The organism is Nevskia sp. (assembly GCF_023266035.1).
In the GTDB taxonomy this organism is placed as follows: domain Bacteria; phylum Pseudomonadota; class Gammaproteobacteria; order Nevskiales; family Nevskiaceae; genus Nevskia.
On record NZ_JAHFRY010000091.1, the window covers coordinates 1 to 19,093 of the forward strand.

Here is a 19,093-nt window from a genome sequence, read left to right on the forward strand (position 1 = left end):
GGACGCGCTCCTGCAGCGCCTTGAAGTCACCGCAGATGCGCTGCATCGCCGCGCTGTTGGCACGGAACGCGGCCGATGCGGGCGATACCCGCGTTTCGATGCGCCGCATCATGGCGTGGCCTCCGCTTTTGCCGCGAAGCGCACCAGCGTGGCCTTGACCGGCACGCTCTGTCCGGGCGCACACAGCACCTCGGCGATCTCGCCGTCATGCGGCGCGGTGATGGTCACCTCGAGTTTCATGCTTTCCATGGTCAGTAGCACCTGGCCGGATTTCACCGTCTCGCCGGCCTTCACCTGCACGGTAAGGATGGTGCCGGGCATGGGGGACAGCGCGCTGTCGGTGCCGCCGCGTCCGCTGGCGGCGAGCGCATCGAGCGGGTTGATGCGCTGGATGGCGTGCGTGCGACCGTTCAGATGCACCCAGACCTGGTCGCCGTACTGAGCAATCAGCACTTCTCGACGCGCATCGCCCGCGCGCAGGCGATGGCGCCCTTCGCCGAGCGCGTCGAGCGAGCAGTCGAAGTTGCGTTCGCCCGATTGCAGGCGCAGGCCGGCCGGCGCGCGCATCAGCGCGCAGTGGTGGGGTTGGCCGTCGATGACGACAATTTTTTTCATGGTCGATTCTTCAGTTGCGCCAGCCGCCCATTGCGGCGTAGATCGCTGGCACCGACGAGGCGGCGTCGACCAGTTGGCGGTCGCTCAGCGCAGCAGCGGCCAGCAGCAGGTCCAGGGGCAGGACCTCGTCCTTGCCCGACAGCACGGCGGACTGCTCGTCGAGAAACGCGGTGCTGTAGTCGCCGGCCGCGAACAGCGGGTGTGCCAGCACGCGATCCAGGTAGGCCGTGTTGGTGGTCACGCCGAGCAGGGCCGTGTCGCGCAAGGCCTGTCGCGCGCGCGCGATGGCCTCGCGCCGATCGCGGCCGTGGACGATCAGCTTGGACAGCAACGGGTCGAAGTCCGAACCCACGTGCTGCCCCTCATGCACGCCACTGTCCACTCGCACGCCGGGGCCGCTGGCCTCGCGCAGCAGGTGGATCGTTCCGGTGGCGGGCACGAAGCCCTGTGAGGGGTCTTCCGCGCAGATGCGCAGTTCGATGGAATGACCTTGCGTGGTGATCCCGGACTGCTGGTAGCCGAGTGGTTCGCCCTCGCAGATGCGCAACTGCTCGGCTACCAGATCGAAGCCCGTGACCATCTCGGTGACCGGGTGCTCGACCTGCAGGCGCGTATTCATTTCCAGGAAATAGAACTCGCTGCCGGCACCGTAGATGAACTCCACCGTGCCGGCGCCGACGTAGCCCGCCGCGCGCGCGATGCCGGCCGCGGCCTCGCAGATGGCGACGCGCTTTTCCGGCGTCAGCACCGGCGAGGGCGTTTCCTCGATGATCTTCTGGAAGCGCCGCTGTACCGAGCACTCGCGCTCGCCGAAGTGCACGACATTGCCGTGGCTGTCGCCGAACACCTGCACCTCGATGTGCCGCGGGCGCTCGACGTAACGCTCGACGAACAGGCGGCCGTCGCCGAAATAGCGCTCGCCCTCGCGGCGCGCGGTGGCGAGTTCGGTTTCGAGCACAGCCGCGTCGCGCACGATGCGCATGCCCTTGCCGCCGCCGCCTGCCGCGGGCTTGATGAGGATGGGCAGCCCGACGGCGAGCGCACGGGTGGCGAACGTGGCCGGGTCGTCCGCCTCGATGGCGCTGGGCGCGACCGGGAAGCCGCGCTCGACGACGAAATTGCGCGCGCGGATCTTGTCGCCCATCAGCTCGATGACTTCGGGCGTGGGCCCGACGAAGCGGATGCCGGCCTCGGCCAGAGCCCGCGCCAGGCGAGCGTTTTCGGACAGGAAACCGTAGCCCGGATGCACCGCGTCCGCGCCCCATTCGCGCGCCACGCGCACGATCTCGGCCACGTCGAGATACGCCGCCACCGGTGTCGGGCCGTTGATCGTCAGGCAGTCGTCGGCCAGGCGCGGCGCGAGGCCGCCTTCCTCGTCCGGGTGACGCACGATGGCCGTTACGATGCCCCGCGCGCGCGCCGTGCGCAGGATGCGCGCGGCGATCTCGCCGCGGTTGGCGACCAGCAGTCGTCTTATCGGTTGTGGGGTCATTCAGTCTTCAACCCGGCGGGTACGGGAACGGGAAAGTCGAGCAGCATCTGCGCGTAGGCCTTGCCCTGCGGATCGATGCGGATCGAGGCCATGCCACCGCCACCGAGCGCTTTTTCCAGCAGGAAATTGAGGCCCAGGACGCCGGGCATGTCCCAGCGACGCACGGGGCCCTCGGCGCGGTGCGCAAACCACTTCGCGACGGCCTCGGCGCTGAGCGCCGCGCGGATGAAGGGCAGGTATTCGGCCTTGCGGGCGAGGATGCCGATGTTCGCGGAGTCGCCCTTGTCGCCGCTGCGGCCGTAAGCGAGCTGCACCAGCGGCACCAGGCGCGTGCCTTGGGCGAACGCATCGGCCGCCGGCAGCGGTCCTCCGACCTCGGCAAGCGTTGCGGGATCGAAGGGCAGGCCGCTCATCTGCGGACAGGGGACGTCCTGGCCGTCCAGTTCCAGGCACACCGGGATGCGCGACTTGGGCCAGAGGTAGGAGAACAGGCGCACCACCGGCTGCACCTTGGGACGGCCGCCGAGGAAGCCGGTGATGCCGGGCGAGGTGGCGAGCGCCAACGGCGCCATCTCGCGCGAAAAGATGTCCAGCGCGTCCTTGTTCGGGTGGCGCGTGCCGATCTTCACCATCACCTCGCGTGGCTGCACGCGCGCGTGCGGGCCATAGGTCGCTTCGGCACCGAGCACCTCGATGCTCGTTTCGGTGAAATCTCCCAGGCTGCGCTCGATGAACAGGCGCCGGCAGCGCGCGATCAGCGCCTCGGCGGTGCGCTGTCCCTTGGTGGAGGCGTCGATGCCGCCGATCATGAACAGGGCGGTGGCACGGAAGCCGTCGAGATAGGTCGCGCTGACCTTGCAGTGTGGTGTGGGCGCGCTGCCCCTGGCACCCGATACGCGTACGCGCTGATTGCCGGCCTGTTCGAGTTTCACCCGGGTGAAGTCGCAGTTCACGTCGGGCAGCAGGTAGGCGCGCGGATCGCCGATCTCGTAGAGCATCTGCTCGCCCACCGTGGACGGCACGATCAGTCCGCCGGTGTTCTCGGGCTTTTCGATCACGAAGCTGCCATCGGGCGCGCAGTCCGCAATGGGAAAGCCCATGTCGTCCCAGCCTTCCACCCGATGCCAGTCGGTGTAGTTGCCGCCGGTGCACTGCGTGCCGCATTCGATGATGTGGCCGGCCAGACTGCCCTGGGCGAGTTGATCGTAATCGTCCGCCTTCCAGCCGAAGGCCTGAATCAACGGGCCGAGCACCACCGCGCTGTCCACGCAGCGGCCAGTCACCACGATGTCGGCCCCGGCTTCCAGCGCGGCCGCGATGGGGAAGGCGCCGAGGTAGGCGTTGGCGCTCATCAACTTCGCCGGCATCACCTGGCCGGAGAACATCTCGCGCATGCCCTCGCTACGGGCGCTCTCCGTCTGCGGCATCAGGTCGTCGCCCAGCACTGCGGCGATCTTGAGTTCCACGCCCTCGGCCTGCGCCGCCCTGGCCAGCGCCTCGCGGCAGGCCGAGGGATTCATGCCGCCGGCATTGCTCACCACCTTGATGCCGCGCGCCTTGATCTCCTTGAGCAGCGGTTTGAGCGTGGTCACGAAGTCCGGCGCAAAGCCGGCGTTCGGGTCCTTGGCCTTGACGCGGATCAGCAGCGACATGGTGACTTCGGCCAGGTAGTCGAAGACCAGCACGTCGATGTTGCCCTGGCGCACGAGTTGTGCGGCGGCGTACTCGGTGTCACCCCAGAAGCCCGAGGCGCAGCCGATGCGGAGCGTTTTCTTGTTCATCGTGATCAGTACGAGCGTGGCAGGCCGAGCACGTGCTCGCCGATGTAGTTCAGGATCATCTCGTTGTTGACCGGCGCCACGCGCATCAGGCGTGCGAACGGCCACAAGGTGACGACGTCGTAATCCTGGTCGAAGCCGTAGCCACCATGGACCTGCAGCGCGATGTCCACCGCTTCGTCGCAGGCTTCGGAGGTGAGCAGCTTGGCCATGTTGGACAGCGGGCCGGCATCCTCGCCACGGTCAAAGGTACGCGCCGCTTCCTGCATGACCAGGCGCGAGGCTTCGAGATGAGCCTTGGCGCGCGCCATCGGATGTTGCAGGCCCTGGTAGCTGCCGATCGGCTCGCCGAAGGGCGAGCGCTCTTTCGAATACGCCACCGCCTTGTCCAGCGCGCGGTTGCCCAGGCCCACTGCCATCGAGGCCAGCACCAGGCGTTCAGTGTTGAGGCCGTCGAACAGGTACTTCATGCCCTTGCCTTCTTCGCCGATCAGCGCTTCCTGGGGAAGCTGCGCATCCTTGAAGAACACCAGGTACTGGCTCTCGCCGAGCACGTCGATGTTCAGGCGCTGGAACTCGATGCCCGGCGTGTGCGATTCGAGAATGAACAGCGACAGCCCGGCGCGCGGCTTGGCCGCATCGAAGGCCGAAGTGCGCGCGATCAGCAGCATCGACGTCGATTCCTTCGCGCCGGTGATGAATACCTTGGAGCCGTTGACCAGCCAGCCGCAGCTGTTCTTGGTCGCCGTGGTCTGCAGGCGGAAAGTGTTGGTGCCGGCATCGGGTTCGGTGACGCCGAAGCACATCCTGCCCTCGCCGGTGGCGGTCGGCGTGACGAACTTGGCGATCTGCGCCGGTGTGCCGTGCTTGATGATCGGCATGCGCGCGAAGCTGCCGAGCACGAAGAACAGCGAGATGATGCCGGCGCGGCCGGTGATCTCGTTGAGCACCATCAGTTCCGACAGACCGCCGCCGCTGCCGCCGTACTCTTCGGGCACGGTCAGGCCGAGCAGGCCGGTTTCCGCCATCGCGTCCCACAGCTTGGTAGGGAACTTCTTTTCCTTGGCGCACTGCAACCAGTATTCGCGCGAGATGCCGCGGGTGAGGCCCTCGGCGGCTTCGCGGACGGCGGCGACGGATTCTTCGCTCATGGGGTACTCCTGCTGGATCGGGACATCAGGCCGGTTCGAACTGCGGAATCTTGAAGCCGCCGCTGCGGGTCTCGAAGCAGAGCTTCACCTTCATGCCGATGCGCACCGATTCGGGATCGCAGTGGAGAATGTTGCTCATCATCTGCGGCCCCTCGTCGAGCTGGATGATGGCCATCACGAACGGGCAGTCGGCTTTGAAGGCGGCGTAGGGCGGCTGGTAGACGATGGTGTAGCTGAACACCGTGCCGCGACCGCTGGCTTTTTCCCAGGCCGGGTCGGGCGAGAAATCGTAGGGACTCCAGCATCGCGCGTAGGTGAACGCCTTGCCGGTGCCGCGGCAGCGCTGGATCATCAGTTCGCCGCGCTGGGCGCCATCCCAGTAAGGCTTGCTGTGCGCGTTGATTTCGGGGACGGGTTTGGGATTGACCGGAACGTTGCTCATGCTTGGCTCCCGAGGACGAGGGTGGCGTGTTCCGACATCATTCCGCCGTAGCAGTGGACGACGCCGAGATCGGCTTTCTTCAGCTGACGTTCGCCACCGGCGATGCCCATGATCTGGCGCGCGGCCTCGACGATCATGGTCTGGCCGGAAGCGTCGCCCACGTGACCGAAGGACATCAGTCCGCCATAGGTGTTGACCGGGAATTCACCGCCTGGCGCGGTGCGGCCACCAGCGAAGAACGCGCCCCCCTTGCCCTTGGGGCAGAGGCCGAGGTCTTCGGCATAGATGATCGGGTTGATGCTGAACGAGTCGTAGAGCTGCGCGAAGTCCATGTCCCCCGGACCCACGCCGGCCATGCGGTAGGCCTGTGCCGACGTTTCCCTGGAGCCGAGCGTGGTCAGGTCATGCGCCTGGCTGATGCTGGAATGCGTGTGTTTCTCGCCAAAGCCAAACAGGTAACAGGGCTTTTTCGCGTAGCGTTTCGCGATCTTCGGGGACACCACCAGCACCGCCGACCCGCCTTCGCTGGGCACCGAGCAGTCGAGCAGATTGAACGGATAGGCGATCGGGCGCGAGGACAGCACCTTGTCGATGCTGAGCCGCCCCTGCGGCGCCATCAGCGCATCCGGATGCAGCAGCGACCACTCGCGCTGCGATACCGCGACCTGCGCGAGCTGCTCGCGCGTGGTGCCGAACTCGTGCATGTGGCGCGTGGCGTTGAGCGCGAAAATCGGCGGGATGTAGGTGCCGTAGGGATATTCAAATTCCGGATGGCTGATGAGCTTGCTCATCATCTCGGCCATACCGCTGCCGACGTTCGGAAAGCGCCCCGCGCCCAGGCACAGCACCGAGTCGCAGAGTCCGCGCTCGATGGCCAGCGAGGCGCGCACCAGCATCAGCGCGTAGGTGCAGCCGCCGGCATTGATGGTCTCGCTGAAGCTCGGCTCGATGCCGAGTTCCTCGGAGATTTTTTCGTGCGCGAACACGTCGGTGCCGTCGGCCGAGGCCATGCCGGCCGGCGCCGACAGCAGCCCGCTGATGTCCGTGGGCCTCAGCGCCGGCCATTCGCGAAGGAACTGCGCGATGACCTGCCGGTACATCTCCATGCCGTTGTACTGGGGGTAGCGTCCGGGTTTCATCTCGGATACGGCGACGATGGCCGCGAGTGGTTTCATGCGCAGGGCTTCCGGTGTTGTTGAAGGATCGAAGTCATTGGTAGCGGCCTACGATGGAGATGCCGACCACGTTCTGGTGTGGGAAGCCGCCCAGGTTGTGGGTCAGGCCGTAACGCGGGTTCTTGAGCTGGCGCTCGCCGGCACGGCCGAGCAGTTGCAGGTACATCTCGTAGACCATGCGGATGCCGGAGGCGCCGATGGGATGGCCGAAGCATTTGAGGCCGCCGTCGATCTGGCAGGGAATCTTGCCGTCCGCGCTGTAGAAGCCGTCCATCACGTCCTTGATCGCGCCGCCGTCGGAGGACAGCGCGAGGTCTTCCATCGTCACCAGCTCGGTAATCGAGAAACAGTCGTGAACCTCGAACATCGAGATTTCATCGCGCGGTTTCTTGATGCCCGCCTCGGCATAGGCGCGCTGCGCGGCGACGCGCGTGGTGTGGATGTAGGAGCCGTCCCAGTCGTTGTAGCCGCCTTCGGAGCCGTTCGACAGCGCGAGCTGCAGCGCCTTGACGGTGACCATCTGGTCCGGATGCTTGCCCAGCGACTTGGCGATTTCCGGCGTGGTGACGATGGCTGCGGCCGAGCCGTCGGACACACCGCAGCAGTCGAACAGGCCCAGCGGCTCGGCGATCATCGGCGAAGCCATGATGGTGTCGCAGCTCACCGGATTGCGCAGGTGCGCCTTGGGATTCTTCGCGCCGTTGGCGTGGCTCTTGGCCGAGATTTCGGCCAGTGCGCGCTTGAGCACATCGCGCGGCACCTTGTAGCGACTCATGTAGGCGCTCGCGACCTGTGCGAACACGCCTGGCGCCGACAGGTTCGGCCACCACAGGGGCGGCAGCGAGCCGCCGTCCAGACCTGGCAGTCCGCCGTAGCCGGTGTCCTTGAGTTTCTCCACGCCGATGGCGAGCGCGATGTCGCAGGCGCCGGACGCAACCGCGTACACCGCACCGCGAAAGGCCTCGGTGCCGGTGGCGCAGTAGTTCTCGACGCGCGTGACAGGAATGTTGTTCAGGCGCAGGGCGATCGAAGCCGGCAGTGCCGACTTGCCGACGTTGACCTCATCCATGCACGAGCCCAGCCACGCCGCCTGGATCTGCTTGCGGTCGATGCCGGCATCGCCGAGTGCTTCGGTGAAGGACTCCACCATCAGTTCCTCCGCGCCCATGTCCCAGCGCTCGCCGAAACGCGAGCAGCCCATGCCCAGGATCGCCACCTTGTCGCGGATGCCACTGCTCATCTCAATTCTCCCCGGCGCCGGCCAGCGGCGCGGCTTTCCAGAAGTAACGCACCATGCCGCGTTGCGCATCGCGCCCGCGCACGCGGAACACCATGCGGACCGGCTGACCAACCTCGACCTTGCCGAGATCCCAGTCGGTGATGTCGGCGACGAAGCGCCCGCCGCGCTGGAACTCGACCATGCCGTAGTGCGCGGGCGGGTCCGGCGTGTAGGTCAGCCAGTCCGCCGACCAGGTCTTGATCTGCGCCGCTTCGTCGGCGAAGCGATAAGGCTGCATCGGCCCCTGGTGATGGCAGGACGGATTGACGCAGATGTCGGCCGGCGGGAACTGCGCGGTACCGCACTTCGTGCAACTGCCGCCGACCAGGCCGAACAGCATGCGGCGGTTGCGGTACATCGCCGACAGTGCGGTCTGCGGATTGGCTTCGCCGCGCAGACCCTTTTCCAGCGAAACGGTCTCGTTGAAGGACAGGAACTTCGGGTAATTCCTTTCTTCCTTGCGCCGCTTGAGACTGCCAGCCACGCCGCTACGCGTGGGCAGTTCGCCCAGCGTCGCAGTCGTGCGAAAGGCGAGCACATCGCAACCCTGGCCGAAGCCGACGACCACGATGGTCTGTCCGGGCTGCGCCTTCTGCAGCACCGAGGCCAGCATCAGCGGGGCGTGCGCCGCACCGGCATGGCCGACCACGCCGAGCAGGCTGTCAGCGATCACGGTCTCGGCGATCCCGCAACGCTTGGCGACCAGCGCCGAGAGTTTCGCGACCGGCTCGGCCAGCACGAAGTGATCGATCGCGCCCGGGTCGATCCCCAGTTTTTCCAGCGCGGCGTTCACTGCCGCCGGCACCCACTTCTGGAAGGCCTCGTCGCGCAGCCAGCGCTCCTCCCAGATGTAGTCGAATTCCTGTCCGGTGCCGCGGTAATGATCGACGAAATCCACCGACACGCTGTGGCCGCCGAGGAATTCCGCAATCACCGCAGAACCACCGATCGTGAACGCTGCGGCGGCATCGCCGTACTGCAGCTCCTGCGCGCTGCCGGGACGCGCTCGGCGATGTTCGCCGACCACCACGAGCGCCTCGCCCGCACCTCCGGCGGCGACGCGGTCGAGCGCGGCGATCAGGGCCGCGGTGCCAGCCTTCTGCGCGCCGCTGAGGTCGCAGGAGCCGATCGATTCCGGCAGGTCCAGCGCTGCGGCGACCAGACCCGCGTTCTGGCGGTCGGCGAACGGATGCGTGCTGGAGCCGAAGTAGATGGCACCAATGCCGTCCGTGCTGCGGCCGGCCAGCGCGTCGCGCGCGGCTTCCACCGCCATCGTCAGGCTGTCCTCGTCCCAGTTGGCCATCGAGCGCTCGCCGCGCGCCTGGGCGAGCAGGCCGGGATTGGCCCAGGCGTTGGCCTGTGCCGCTGCGGCGCGGCTGAGGCGCAGCCTCGGCACATAAGCGCCGTAGGAGGTGATGCCGATCATGCTTGCTCCTCGATCAGGGGATGGTTCGCGGTGGCCGTCCGCACGCCGCATCGGGTCCGGATGGCCGGTCATCAGTCTAACAAACGAATGTTAGATTATGGAGCGCTGTTCACGAACCTTCATCTCCCGGCGCGAGGGCTCCGTACGGCGTCAGCGCTGCCCGCAAATCCGGTCGATCAGGTTGCTGAGGGCGTGCCTGGCCCAGCGAAGACCTCCGTGATCCCCGGAACGCCGATGATCTCGTCGAAGCTCAGTCGCAGGCATTCCACCAGACGGTCCGGCTCGCGCACCGCAGCGGCGTCGGTGTTGATGCCGATGCAGCAGCGCTGGTCGTGCGACAGCATCGCGAACATGGCGGCGCAGCCGGGCAGGGGACCGAAGCCGAAGAAGTGCGTGACGCGCGCGCCGGCGATGTACACCGGACGGCGCAGACCTGGCACGTTGCTGGCCTGCACGTCCTGTGCGGCGGTGACTCCGGACATCATCTTGGTCAGCACCGGCGTAGGCAGGCGGCCGACCACGGGCATCACGCGCAGCAGCACGTCGAGCGCCGGTTCCTCGCGCAGCTTTTCCACGAAGGCACCGACCTTCTTCATGCAGGCGATCGGATCGGGTTCATCCAGCGGCGCGTCGAACTGGCCACCGACGAAGCGGTTGCCGCCGAGGCCATCGGCCGCCGTGCGCACGCTGACCGGGAACACGATAGGCAGCTTGGCGATCGGCTGGCCGAGCTGCTCGTGATAGCGCCGGAAGCCGCCAGCGAGGCCGGCGATGTAGGCGTCGTTGAGGCTGGCGCCGGCACGCTTGGCGGCGGCCTTGAATTCGGCGAGCGGAAAATCCAGCGCGTCGAAATGCCAGGCCAGGCTACGACCGGCGAGCAGCGGCGACTTCGGCGCCGGCTTGCGGCCGAGGATGCGCGCCGCGGAGCGGGCATAGCGCAGCGCGTCCTGCGCGGCGTCCTTGCGTTGCAGGCCCTGCGCCAGGTCGGCGACGAGATTGCGGGTCTGCCCGGGCAGGCGCGACAGGCCGGCGCGCAACTGCCGTCCCAGCACGGCGCCGGACGAAGGCAGCGGTGCAGCGGGCGCGGGTGCCGGACGTTCCACCCGCGCACCCGGTTCGGCGCTGCGGCTGTGCGCCTGCGACAGCAACTGCATCATGCCGTGGCCGTCGGTCAGGGCGTGGTGCAGTTTCAGCACATAGGCGGCTCGGCCATCGGCCAGGCCCTCGATCAGGATCACCTCCCAGGGCGGCCGCGCACGGTCGAAAGGCGTCATCGCGATCCACTGTGCCTGCTCCAGCAACTGCCGCGGCGTGGCCGGTTCCGGCACGCGCAGGCGGCGCAGGTGGTAGTCGAGCGAAAAGTCCGGGTCATCCACCCAGTGCGGCGTGCCCAGACCGAACAGCGGTTCCACCACGCGCTGCTTGAAGCGCGGAATCGCCACCGTGAGGCGCTCGTGCGCGGCGCGCAGGCGCTGCCAGTCCGGCGCGTGGTCGAGGATCTCCACTGCGGTCATGGTCGAACGCATGCGGGGGTTGGCGTCCAGGCGCCACATCACGCCTTCGAAGTGACTCATCTCCGGTCCGCCGCCCCAGTCCTCGAGTTCGTGCAGGTCGGCGGAGGTGAATGCGCGGGTGTCGCTCATGACTTCTTCTCCTTCCGCGCCGGGCGCGGTTTGGGGCTGGGGTCCGGCCAACGGGCCAGGGTGTCCAGGAATTGCTGCCGGATTTCGGCAATATGGGAATCGAGCGAGGCCAGGGTCCAGCCTTCGGTTTCGACCGGCGGGAGCACCGCCACATCGACGGTGCCGGGACGCATCCACAGGGTGTCGCGCCACATCATCGCGCCGGCATTGCGGATTACCACCGGGATCACCGGCACGCCGGCCTGCATGGCGATGTGGAAGGCGCCTTTCTTGAATGCGCCGAGCCGCGGCGTGTACGAGCGCGTGCCCTCGGGTGCGATCACCACCGACAGGCCCTTGGCGAGTTTCTCCTGCACCGGGCCCAGCGCCTGGCGTGCGGCACTGGAATTGGCGCGGTCGATGAAGGCGATGTCGGCCATCTGCATGAACTTGCCGAAGCCGATGGCCTTGGCGGCCTCTTTCTTGGCCACGCCGGTGAAGTCACGGCGGAAAATCTTGGCGCCGACAATCAGGTCCAGGCCGCTCTGGTGATTGATCAGGAACACCGCCGGCCGCCGCGCCCACAGGTTGTGCTCACCCTGGATGCGTACGTCGATTCCGGCGATCGCCAGGCCCACGTCGCTCGCGACGTTGCCGATCAGTTCCACCGCGCGCCGCCGCGGCCCGCCCAAGGCCTCGAAGGCCATGCCGCCGGCCAGGGTCGCCGCCATCCAGGAATAGGCCGCGACGGTGCGCGCCCTGGATTGCGGGCTGACCTTGCGGCGCTGCTCGAATTGCAGCACCGGCCAGGATTGCCGCCGCGCATGCTGCGCGAGGGCCTCGGCCGGGTTGATCGCCAGGGGTTTGCCCACCGTATTCAGAAACGCGATGTCCTCGCGGCCGTTGGCGTAACCGTGGCTGCGCGTCAGGTCGATGCGCCGGGACTGCGCAAAGCGGCGCACGACCTCGGCCTTGCCCTCGCCCCAGGCGGTGCGGCCGGCGATCTCGCCGGTGAGCTGCCCGTCGCGCACTTCGGCGGTGGTGCAGAGCAGATGATCGATGCCGAGTTCCTCGGCCATCGGCAACACCTGGTAGCGCGTGGCCGAGGACGCCAGCGCCACGGTGTGGCCCATGCGCTGATGCGCCAGCACCAGTTCCCAGGATTCGGGAAACACGGTGGAGGCGATGCGGCTGCGGAACAGGCGACGCCACAGCGCGATCATCTCGTCCTCGGTCTTGCCGGCCCAGCGGCGCATACCGGCGCGCACCAGTTCCTCGAAGTCGGCCTCGGAGGGATCGCGCAGCATCGAGAAACTCGCGATCTCCAGCATCTCGCCGGCCCCCATGCGGCGCTGGCGGAAGCGCTCGCCGAGATAGGCCATCACCGAGTAGCCGTCGATCAGGGTGCCGTCGTAATCGAAGAACGCGGCGACGCGCGCGCCGCGCGGTCCGGAGAGAATCTCGGCGATATGCTGCTGTAGTGCGGGATAGCTCATCGGCGAGCCTCCTTGGCTGCTGCGCGACGTTCGCTATCCAGTGCTCCGATCACCGCCACGGCGGCCACCGCATCAGCGCATTCGCGCGCGAAGTCCTTGCGCTTCTGCTCCAGTTCCGGCCCGCCGGGTTTGAGCAGGCCGCGGTTGTCGGCCAGCAGCAGGGCGTTCCCGAACAGTTCGCGCGACAGGCACTCCGGGTTCAGTACCACCTGCTGCAGGAGCTGCTGGCGACCCACGGTCATGCATTCGTCGATGAGCTGCTTGCGGTCCAGCAAGCGTGCTGTCGGTTTGCTGGCCAGGCGTGTGGCGACGATTTGATAGGCTTCCAGAAAGGGCGGCAGCACGCGGTGCGCGACCAGAAACGGAGCCTTGGCCAAATAGTTTTTTCGGCCCTCCCTGTCCACAGTGGCCTTGCGCCAGTCGGCACCGATCAGCTCGGTCTCGGCGAGCAACTCATCGCGGAAACTGTGCTTGTCGCTGAAGAAGAATTCGAACTTGAGGAGGTCGCGGATGGCCAGGGTGACGTCGATCGCGGCCCGCCAGGTCTCCTTGCTCACGTCCATCTGGGTGCCGGCCGATATCGCCATTTCGACGATGGCGCGGTTGACGAACCAGTGCACCGCGCTGTTGCGGTAGAACGCGGCCACCGAGTGCTGGCCGGGCTCGATGCGGAACACCGGTTCCAGGCCATCGTCGTAGCGGCTGACGATGCCGATCTCGACCAGGTTGTCGAGTGCATCGAGCACGCCGTGGTAGTGGCGCAGCGGTTCGAGCTGCGAAGTAGGCAGGCTGCGCTGGTGCGCATATTCCAGCAGGGGGCGAACCAGGTCGTAGACCTCCACCAGGGTTAGCGCGCGATCGCCGATGCCGAGCAAAGCGAGCGTCACCAGCGCCGGCGAGGTGACCGGCGTGACCCGGTTGATGCGCTGGGAAATCTCGAACGCGGTCTTCTGCACCATCAGCTTGTCGCTCTTGCCGTCGGCGCCATCCCTGGCCAGCGCGCCTGCCAGCGACAGCGGTTCGCCGAAGTTGACGTACACGGTGCCGGCGGTGCGGCGCTGCGCCGCCATGTAGCGCGCCATCCACAGCAGGCCCTCGCGCGGCTTGCTGGCCTTGACGTCTTCGGTCGCCATCGCGCGCACCTCGTTGAGGCGGTCGTAGGTGATGGACACCGGCACCAGGATCACGTCCTCGGCGCGTCGATCGACCACCGCATCGACCAGGTAGCTCATCAGCCCGTACATGGGCGGACGCAGCTTGCCGGAGCGCGTTCGACCACCCTCCATGTACCACTCCAGGTTCTGGCGTCGTCCAACCAGATAGCCGAAGTACGCGCGCAGCATGGCCTTGTAGACCTCGTCGGATTTTCCGGCGCGGCGGATGAAGATGACGCCGCTGCGGCGCGATATCGGGCCCATCGGCCAGAACGCCATGTTGTCGCCGCCCGGCACGAAGTTGCGCGGGAAGCCATTGGCGCGCAGCAGCTTGCCGAGCACGAAGGGATCGGCGTAGCTGCGGTGCGAAGGCAGGAACACCAGCGCGTGCCGCTCGTTGAGCTTGCGCAGCCCTGCCAGTGCAGGGGTGTCGCCGACGATGTTGCACTGACCGGAATAGAGCGGCCCCAGGCCCTCATCGAATACCTTGTTGAAGCCCTGGGCGTCCACCGCCACCATGCCGCGCAGCACCTCAGCCGCCTCCTTGCGTACCTCGGCGAGCGGGCGATCCATACGCGTGGCGAGTTGCTCGATCTGTTCACAGACGCCTGGATCGCGCATGACCTCTTGCGCGCGCAGGGGCAGGGCCAGCGGTGTCAGGGCAATACCGGGAATCATCTGAATTCTCCTGGGGCCTGGGGTCTTGCTGCCCTGCCCGATGATGCTGCTCTACAGCGGATTTGTGGCAAACGCGAGCATCACGTGGACCTGCATCTCGCCGACCAGAAAGCCCAATGCGGCGCCCACCGCGATCAGGATCCACTCATCTTGCTGGAAGGCCGGGCGGAGCAGGCCCTCGTATTCGTCGACAGTGAGTTGCGCCATCTTGGTTTTGAGCGTGTTCTCGATGTCGAGCGCCTCGAAGGCATAGGTCTCGACATGGCGCATGGCCTCGGGCAGGCGCTCCACGATCTTGCCCGCGACCACGCGCTTCATCTCCAGGTACTTGTCGCCACCCACCGACAGCACGACCAGCGGCCGCGCGAACCCAGCCTGCTCGTCGATGGCGGCGCGGACCTCGTTCTGGATCATCGCGTACAGGCGGTCGGAGAGCGGGCCGCGCAGGATCGAATCCATGATGGCGCTGGGCGTGAGCACGCGCTGCGCCATGAGCCGCCCGTACTCAGAGGCCACCTGCTGGCGGCGCTTGATGAACAGCCCCTGCCAGGTGAACAGCCCGAGGTAGCGCGTGGGCTCCTTGGGCCGGAACACCATCTTCAGCGCCAGCCAGTCGCTAAGCCAGCCGGTGAGTCCGCCGAACAGCGGCATGATCCGAATCGAGTGCGTCAGAGCCCAGGCCAGCGCCTGAACGCACCCGATGAGAAAGCCGAAGTAGATGCCGGAATTGCTGATGAAGCGGAATTCGCCATGCCCCAGCTCGCGGAACATCTGGTTGAGCAGCGCCTTGTCCTTCACCAGATTGCTCACCACCATGTCCTTGAGATCGAACACCGAGTTCAGGTCGCTGCGGATCTTCGACATGATGTCCTCGATCATCTGCGGCGACTTGTCCTGCACGCGCCGGATCATGGTGCGCTTCATCGCGGTGGGAGCGGCGGTCCACAGGCCCGGCGAATAGTGTTCGAACACTTCGTGAACGATTTCCTCGACTGCCGCCCGCAAGGGCCGATCGATGGCGCTGGCCACGCGGATCGGATCGAGCCGGTCGAACAGTTCCTCGGGCTTGAGCAGGCGTGTGGTGAGGGTGTCGCAGGCGATCGAGGCCATGCGTGCCGCATTGCGCGGGATGATGCCCTGCCAGCCCAGATAGGGTGGCCGGATTCCGACGAATTGAATCGGCAGAAACATCATTTAGATCGCCGCGACCTTGGTCACGTAGCCGATGGCCGACGCGACCAGCGGCATCGAGGCGTACAGGACCCAGTTGGCGCGCACGTCGCCGAAGATCGCCTGCAGCGCGGAAGCGTCCATCAAGCCATGTCCCCGAACGGTCGTATGCGCGACGAGTCCGCGCGAGTGTCAAACACTTGTTAGAATAGCTTATGCGGAGAGACTGTATCCACGTTCGCCGCGATGCGCTGGACCGATCCCAGAACGACATTTCAGGACTCACATCAATGGCAGTGAAGGCGGGCTGGGAAGGCAGGTATTTCGAGGACTTCGAGGTTGGTGATGTCTATCCGCACGCGCTCGGCCGAACGCTCACGCAGAACGACAACATCTGGTTCACCTTGATGACGCAGAACACCGCAGCGCTGCACTTCGACCAGCACTACGCCGCGCAGACCGAGTTCAAGCGCCCGCTGGTGAACTCCTGCCTGACCCTGGCGCTGGTCACTGGCCAGAGCGTCAGCGACGTGTCGCAGAACGTGTTCGCGAACCTGGGCTGGGACGAGGTGCGGCTGCCCAGACCGGTGTTCGAGGGCGATACGATCTACTCGCGTTCCGAAGTGCTGGAGATCCGCGAGTCGCGCTCGCGCCCGGACGTGGGCGTCGTCACCGTCCGCACCGAAGGGCATAACCAGGACGGCGTGCTGGTGATTGCGTTCCGTCGAACCTTGCTGGTCTATCGTCGCGGCAGGAAGCCGCAGACCGGCCGGCCTCGCCCAGTTGGTTGATTCGCACATCCACCTTGATTTTTTCTTGAGCCCTACCAACCTGCCATGACCCGAGCCGCTTTTCAGTGGGAAGACCCGCTGCTGCTGGAATCGCAACTCAGCGATGAGGAGCGCCTGGTGCGCGAGGCCACGCGCAGCTACTGCCAGGAACGTCTGCTGCCTGGCGTGCGCGATGCGCATCGTCACGAGCATTTTGATCGCGGGATCATGAGAGAGATGGGTGCCCTGGGCCTGCTCGGCGCGTCGCTGCACGGCTACGGCTGCCCGGGCGTAAGCCACGTCGCCTACGGCCTGATCGCGCGCGAGGTGGAGCGGGTAGATTCCGGCTACCGCTCGGCGATGAGCGTGCAGTCCTCGCTGGTGATGTACCCGATCTACGCCTACGGCACTGAGGCGCAGAAGCAGAAATACCTGCCGAAGCTTGCCAGCGGCGAGTGGGTGGGTTGCTTCGGCCTGACCGAGCCCGACCACGGTTCCGATCCCGGCAGCATGATCACGCGTGCCCGCGCGGCGGATGGCGGCTATCTGCTGACCGGCGCCAAGATGTGGATTACCAACTCGCCGATTGCCGACGTCTTTGTGGTGTGGGCCAAGGATGACGCCGGGCAGATTCGCGGCTTCGTGCTCGAGAAGGGCATGAAGGGTCTGTCGGCACCCAAGATCGAGGGCAAGTTCAGCCTGCGGGCCTCGATCACCGGCGAGATCGTGATGGACAGCGTGTTCGTGCCGGCCGAAAACCTGCTGCCGAATGTCAGCGGGCTGAAGGGACCGTTCGGCTGTCTCAACAAGGCGCGCTATGGCATCGCCTGGGGCGCGATGGGGGCGGCCGAGTTCTGCTGGCATGCGGCGCGCGACTACACCCTGGCGCGCAAGCAGTTCGGCCGGCCCTTGGCCGCCAATCAGTTGATCCAGAAAAAACTCGCCGACATGCAGACCGAGATCAGCCTGGGTCTGCATGCCGCGCTGCGGGTCGGGCGCCTGATGGACGAAGGCCTGGCCGCGCCGGAAATGGTCTCGCTGATTAAGCGCAACAACTGCGGCAAGGCGCTGGACATCGTCCGCATGGCGCGCGACATGCACGGCGGCAACGGCATCTCGGACGAGTACCACGTCATCCGCCACGTGCTGAATCTCGAAGCCGTCAATACCTACGAAGGCACGCACGATGTGCACGCGCTGATACTGGGCCGGGCGCAGACCGGAATCGCAGCGTTCGGAGCCTGAGATTGCCGGCAGGGCGCGTGGTCGCCGACAAGCCGAACCCTCAGGCCGTTTTGCCCGTGCGCTTCTTGCCGGACTTGGTGCCGCCGGCCTCGGTCGGTTTCCCGGCAGTCTTGCGCTTGCCGGCCTGCGATGCGTACCTCGCGACGAAGGCGCGCAGCTTGCGCTCGTGGAACACGGCGAAGATCCGGTTGATGGCGGGAATGGCGCGTGCGATCAGTACCGGGATTTCGTCATCGCGCAGGTCGGTCAGCAATTCGCTGAACAGCTTCAGTTCCTGCTCGAACAGCAGATCGGCCGACGCCTGCACGATCTCGATGTGGCGGGCCGAGAAGCCGCGGGCTGCGGTCATGCCGCTGTGGCGCAGTGTGGCGAACTGGCGCAGGACTTCCTCTTCTTCGGGTGTGAGCCGTTCCGGGTCGACGCGGATGGCGCCCACCTTCTGGAGTTCGCTGAAGTCCTCGTGGCTCAAGCCACGAGGTTAATCAGAGAATCCGCAGGCCCCGATTCAGCCTGCCAAGAAAGCTCCGAGCGTGGCAGCGCTCAGCGGGAAAGGGCGTTGTCGATCATGTGGTCGATGAAGCGGCTCACCCGCTCAGCCTCGACATGCGCGAAACGCATCATCACGATCATGTGCGCCTGGCCGACCAGGATGCGCGCTGCATCCTCGGGGACGACGACTGCGTGAACCGTTCCGGCCGACCGGCCTTCGTCGATCATCTGGCGGAACATTTCGATGATGCGCTCCTGCACCGCGACGTACCGCGGCCAGACGTGCTCGCGTATCGACGTGCTCCAGTCCAGCCAGACGCGCATGTGGTGCGGCTGATCCTCCACGCAATTCGCGAACAGGTGGAAGATCTCCAGTACGCGGCCGCTTGCGGATCCGGCGGCCGTTCCGCACGCCATCACCTCGAACAGGAAACGCTCGGTATCCGCGAGCACCGCGTCGAGCAGAAGCTCGCGGGTCGGGAAATACTCGAACGCGGTGGCCACCGAAACCTGCGCGAGCCGCGCGATGTCGGCGTGGCCGGCGCGCGCGGTGCCGCGCTCGGCGAAAGCCTCGATCGCGCAGTCCAGCAGTTGGCGCCTGCGCGTGTCGCGGTCCATGCGGCTGCGCGGCGGGGTTGCGGCGGTGCGTGTCCTGGAGGGGGCGGTCTTCATCGGGCGCAAGTTAGCAGTGACTTGGGCAAGGTGGCCATTTGGGCACACCGCAGGACACGCCGCTACTATCTGCTTGGGCGCGGGCATTGCGCTGCAAGCGGGTCTGATTCACGGAAGCTTGCCGCCCGTCGGCGTACTGTTGACAGAAATATCAACAGGGAGTGTAGTTGGAACTCATAGACCCCGCAGACGGGGCGTGCTGGAGGAGATGCAGATGGTGGAGTCATTCCAACTTTTGGTTCGCATCCACGAACGGCGCATTGCGTCATCGATCGTCGCGGCGCAAGGCGGATTCGATGCAGACGCGCGCGCCAGTACCCGCGCGCCAGTGCCCATCAATCCCAAGCAGCAGACATTACCTGCGTTGTCGCAAGTCGACGCATCGGGATCCGTTTGACCCGGCGTGAGTTCGGAATCGCAGATCGGAAAATCCAGCATC

17 protein-coding genes are annotated in these 19,093 nt (G+C 66.3%); 2 read left to right on the forward strand and 15 right to left on the reverse strand.

The features are described 5' to 3' along the window. Window positions 1-108 precede the first annotated feature (108 nt). From Q0D45_RS14430 to Q0D45_RS14485, 12 genes are all read right to left on the reverse strand, one after another. Window positions 109-615, reverse strand: a complete 507-nt coding sequence (locus Q0D45_RS14430) for a biotin/lipoyl-containing protein (protein ID WP_293394036.1) — start codon at window positions 613-615, stop codon at window positions 109-111. Window positions 616-625: 10 nt separating this feature from the next. After that, a complete protein-coding gene (locus tag Q0D45_RS14435) occupies window positions 626-2,107 on the reverse strand; it encodes a biotin carboxylase N-terminal domain-containing protein (protein ID WP_293394038.1) in 1,482 nt (493 codons plus the stop codon). Beyond that, window positions 2,104-3,888, reverse strand: coding sequence for an acyclic terpene utilization AtuA family protein (locus Q0D45_RS14440; RefSeq protein ID WP_293394040.1), 1,785 nt, complete (start codon window positions 3,886-3,888; stop codon window positions 2,104-2,106). The genes Q0D45_RS14435 and Q0D45_RS14440 overlap by 4 nt, the downstream gene beginning before the upstream one ends. Window positions 3,889-3,893: 5 nt before the next feature. Then, the gene (locus Q0D45_RS14445) at window positions 3,894-5,036 is read right to left on the reverse strand and encodes an acyl-CoA dehydrogenase family protein (RefSeq protein ID WP_293394042.1); all 1,143 of its coding nucleotides are present in this window, start codon (window positions 5,034-5,036) and stop codon (window positions 3,894-3,896) included. A 25-nt stretch (window positions 5,037-5,061) separates the two neighbouring features. Continuing rightward, window positions 5,062-5,478, reverse strand: a complete 417-nt coding sequence (locus Q0D45_RS14450) for a Zn-ribbon domain-containing OB-fold protein (RefSeq protein ID WP_293394044.1) — start codon at window positions 5,476-5,478, stop codon at window positions 5,062-5,064. Continuing rightward, window positions 5,475-6,653, reverse strand: coding sequence for a hypothetical protein (locus Q0D45_RS14455; protein WP_293394046.1), 1,179 nt, complete (start codon window positions 6,651-6,653; stop codon window positions 5,475-5,477). The genes Q0D45_RS14450 and Q0D45_RS14455 overlap by 4 nt, the downstream gene beginning before the upstream one ends. A gap of 34 nt (window positions 6,654-6,687) precedes the next feature. Next, window positions 6,688-7,893 carry an acetyl-CoA acetyltransferase gene (locus Q0D45_RS14460; RefSeq protein WP_293394048.1) on the reverse strand — a complete coding sequence of 402 codons (1,206 nt, stop codon included), beginning with the start codon at window positions 7,891-7,893 and terminating at the stop codon, window positions 6,688-6,690. Between the two features lies 1 nt (window position 7,894). Beyond that, window positions 7,895-9,358: a 3-oxoacyl-[acyl-carrier-protein] synthase III C-terminal domain-containing protein gene (locus tag Q0D45_RS14465; protein WP_293394050.1), complete on the reverse strand. Its 1,464-nt coding sequence runs from the start codon at window positions 9,356-9,358 to the stop codon at window positions 7,895-7,897. Window positions 9,359-9,534: 176 nt separating this feature from the next. Beyond that, a complete protein-coding gene (locus Q0D45_RS14470; RefSeq protein WP_293394052.1) occupies window positions 9,535-11,001 on the reverse strand; it encodes a wax ester/triacylglycerol synthase family O-acyltransferase in 1,467 nt (488 codons plus the stop codon). Further along, window positions 10,998-12,476, reverse strand: coding sequence for an HAD-IB family hydrolase (locus Q0D45_RS14475; protein WP_293394054.1), 1,479 nt, complete (start codon window positions 12,474-12,476; stop codon window positions 10,998-11,000). Before Q0D45_RS14475 ends, Q0D45_RS14470 begins: the two co-directional genes overlap by 4 nt. Then, window positions 12,473-14,308 carry a 1-acyl-sn-glycerol-3-phosphate acyltransferase gene (locus Q0D45_RS14480; protein ID WP_293394056.1) on the reverse strand — a complete coding sequence of 612 codons (1,836 nt, stop codon included), beginning with the start codon at window positions 14,306-14,308 and terminating at the stop codon, window positions 12,473-12,475. The genes Q0D45_RS14475 and Q0D45_RS14480 overlap by 4 nt, the downstream gene beginning before the upstream one ends. Before the next feature lie 51 nt (window positions 14,309-14,359). After that, window positions 14,360-15,502 carry a DUF445 domain-containing protein gene (locus Q0D45_RS14485; protein WP_293394058.1) on the reverse strand — a complete coding sequence of 381 codons (1,143 nt, stop codon included), beginning with the start codon at window positions 15,500-15,502 and terminating at the stop codon, window positions 14,360-14,362. A gap of 266 nt (window positions 15,503-15,768) precedes the next feature. Between Q0D45_RS14485 and Q0D45_RS14490 the strand changes: the two genes are divergently transcribed. After that, complete coding sequence (locus Q0D45_RS14490) at window positions 15,769-16,269, forward strand: MaoC family dehydratase (RefSeq protein ID WP_293394060.1); 501 nt, start codon at window positions 15,769-15,771, stop codon at window positions 16,267-16,269. Between the two features lie 45 nt (window positions 16,270-16,314). After that, window positions 16,315-17,493 (forward strand): acyl-CoA dehydrogenase, encoded by a 1,179-nt coding sequence (locus tag Q0D45_RS14495; protein WP_293394062.1) that lies wholly within the window; start codon window positions 16,315-16,317, stop codon window positions 17,491-17,493. A 40-nt stretch (window positions 17,494-17,533) separates the two neighbouring features. Here Q0D45_RS14495 and Q0D45_RS14500 read toward each other — a convergent pair whose 3' ends face one another. The 3 genes from Q0D45_RS14500 to Q0D45_RS14510 all read right to left on the reverse strand — a co-directional run. Continuing rightward, on the reverse strand, window positions 17,534-17,962 hold the full coding sequence (locus tag Q0D45_RS14500) for a hypothetical protein (protein WP_293394064.1): 429 nt from the start codon (window positions 17,960-17,962) through the stop codon (window positions 17,534-17,536). 71 nt (window positions 17,963-18,033) lie between these two features. Further along, window positions 18,034-18,654 carry a TetR/AcrR family transcriptional regulator gene (locus tag Q0D45_RS14505; RefSeq protein ID WP_293394066.1) on the reverse strand — a complete coding sequence of 207 codons (621 nt, stop codon included), beginning with the start codon at window positions 18,652-18,654 and terminating at the stop codon, window positions 18,034-18,036. Between the two features lie 174 nt (window positions 18,655-18,828). Then, window positions 18,829-19,093: hypothetical protein (locus tag Q0D45_RS14510; protein ID WP_293394070.1), on the reverse strand; the 265-nt coding region annotated here is incomplete at its 5' end.

Coding starts and splice junctions, on each gene's coding strand:
- Q0D45_RS14430 (WP_293394036.1), bottom strand. CDS start 615: ATGAAAAAAATTGTCGTCATCGACGGCCAACCCCACCACTGCGCGCTG.
- Q0D45_RS14435 (WP_293394038.1), bottom strand. CDS start 2,107: ATGACCCCACAACCGATAAGACGACTGCTGGTCGCCAACCGCGGCGAG.
- Q0D45_RS14440 (WP_293394040.1), bottom strand. CDS start 3,888: ATGAACAAGAAAACGCTCCGCATCGGCTGCGCCTCGGGCTTCTGGGGT.
- Q0D45_RS14445 (WP_293394042.1), bottom strand. CDS start 5,036: ATGAGCGAAGAATCCGTCGCCGCCGTCCGCGAAGCCGCCGAGGGCCTC.
- Q0D45_RS14450 (WP_293394044.1), bottom strand. CDS start 5,478: ATGAGCAACGTTCCGGTCAATCCCAAACCCGTCCCCGAAATCAACGCG.
- Q0D45_RS14455 (WP_293394046.1), bottom strand. CDS start 6,653: ATGAAACCACTCGCGGCCATCGTCGCCGTATCCGAGATGAAACCCGGA.
- Q0D45_RS14460 (WP_293394048.1), bottom strand. CDS start 7,893: ATGAGCAGTGGCATCCGCGACAAGGTGGCGATCCTGGGCATGGGCTGC.
- Q0D45_RS14465 (WP_293394050.1), bottom strand. CDS start 9,358: ATGATCGGCATCACCTCCTACGGCGCTTATGTGCCGAGGCTGCGCCTC.
- Q0D45_RS14470 (WP_293394052.1), bottom strand. CDS start 11,001: ATGAGCGACACCCGCGCATTCACCTCCGCCGACCTGCACGAACTCGAG.
- Q0D45_RS14475 (WP_293394054.1), bottom strand. CDS start 12,476: ATGAGCTATCCCGCACTACAGCAGCATATCGCCGAGATTCTCTCCGGA.
- Q0D45_RS14480 (WP_293394056.1), bottom strand. CDS start 14,308: ATGATTCCCGGTATTGCCCTGACACCGCTGGCCCTGCCCCTGCGCGCG.
- Q0D45_RS14485 (WP_293394058.1), bottom strand. CDS start 15,502: ATGATGTTTCTGCCGATTCAATTCGTCGGAATCCGGCCACCCTATCTG.
- Q0D45_RS14490 (WP_293394060.1), top strand. CDS start 15,769: ATGGCAGTGAAGGCGGGCTGGGAAGGCAGGTATTTCGAGGACTTCGAG.
- Q0D45_RS14495 (WP_293394062.1), top strand. CDS start 16,315: ATGACCCGAGCCGCTTTTCAGTGGGAAGACCCGCTGCTGCTGGAATCG.
- Q0D45_RS14505 (WP_293394066.1), bottom strand. CDS start 18,654: ATGAAGACCGCCCCCTCCAGGACACGCACCGCCGCAACCCCGCCGCGC.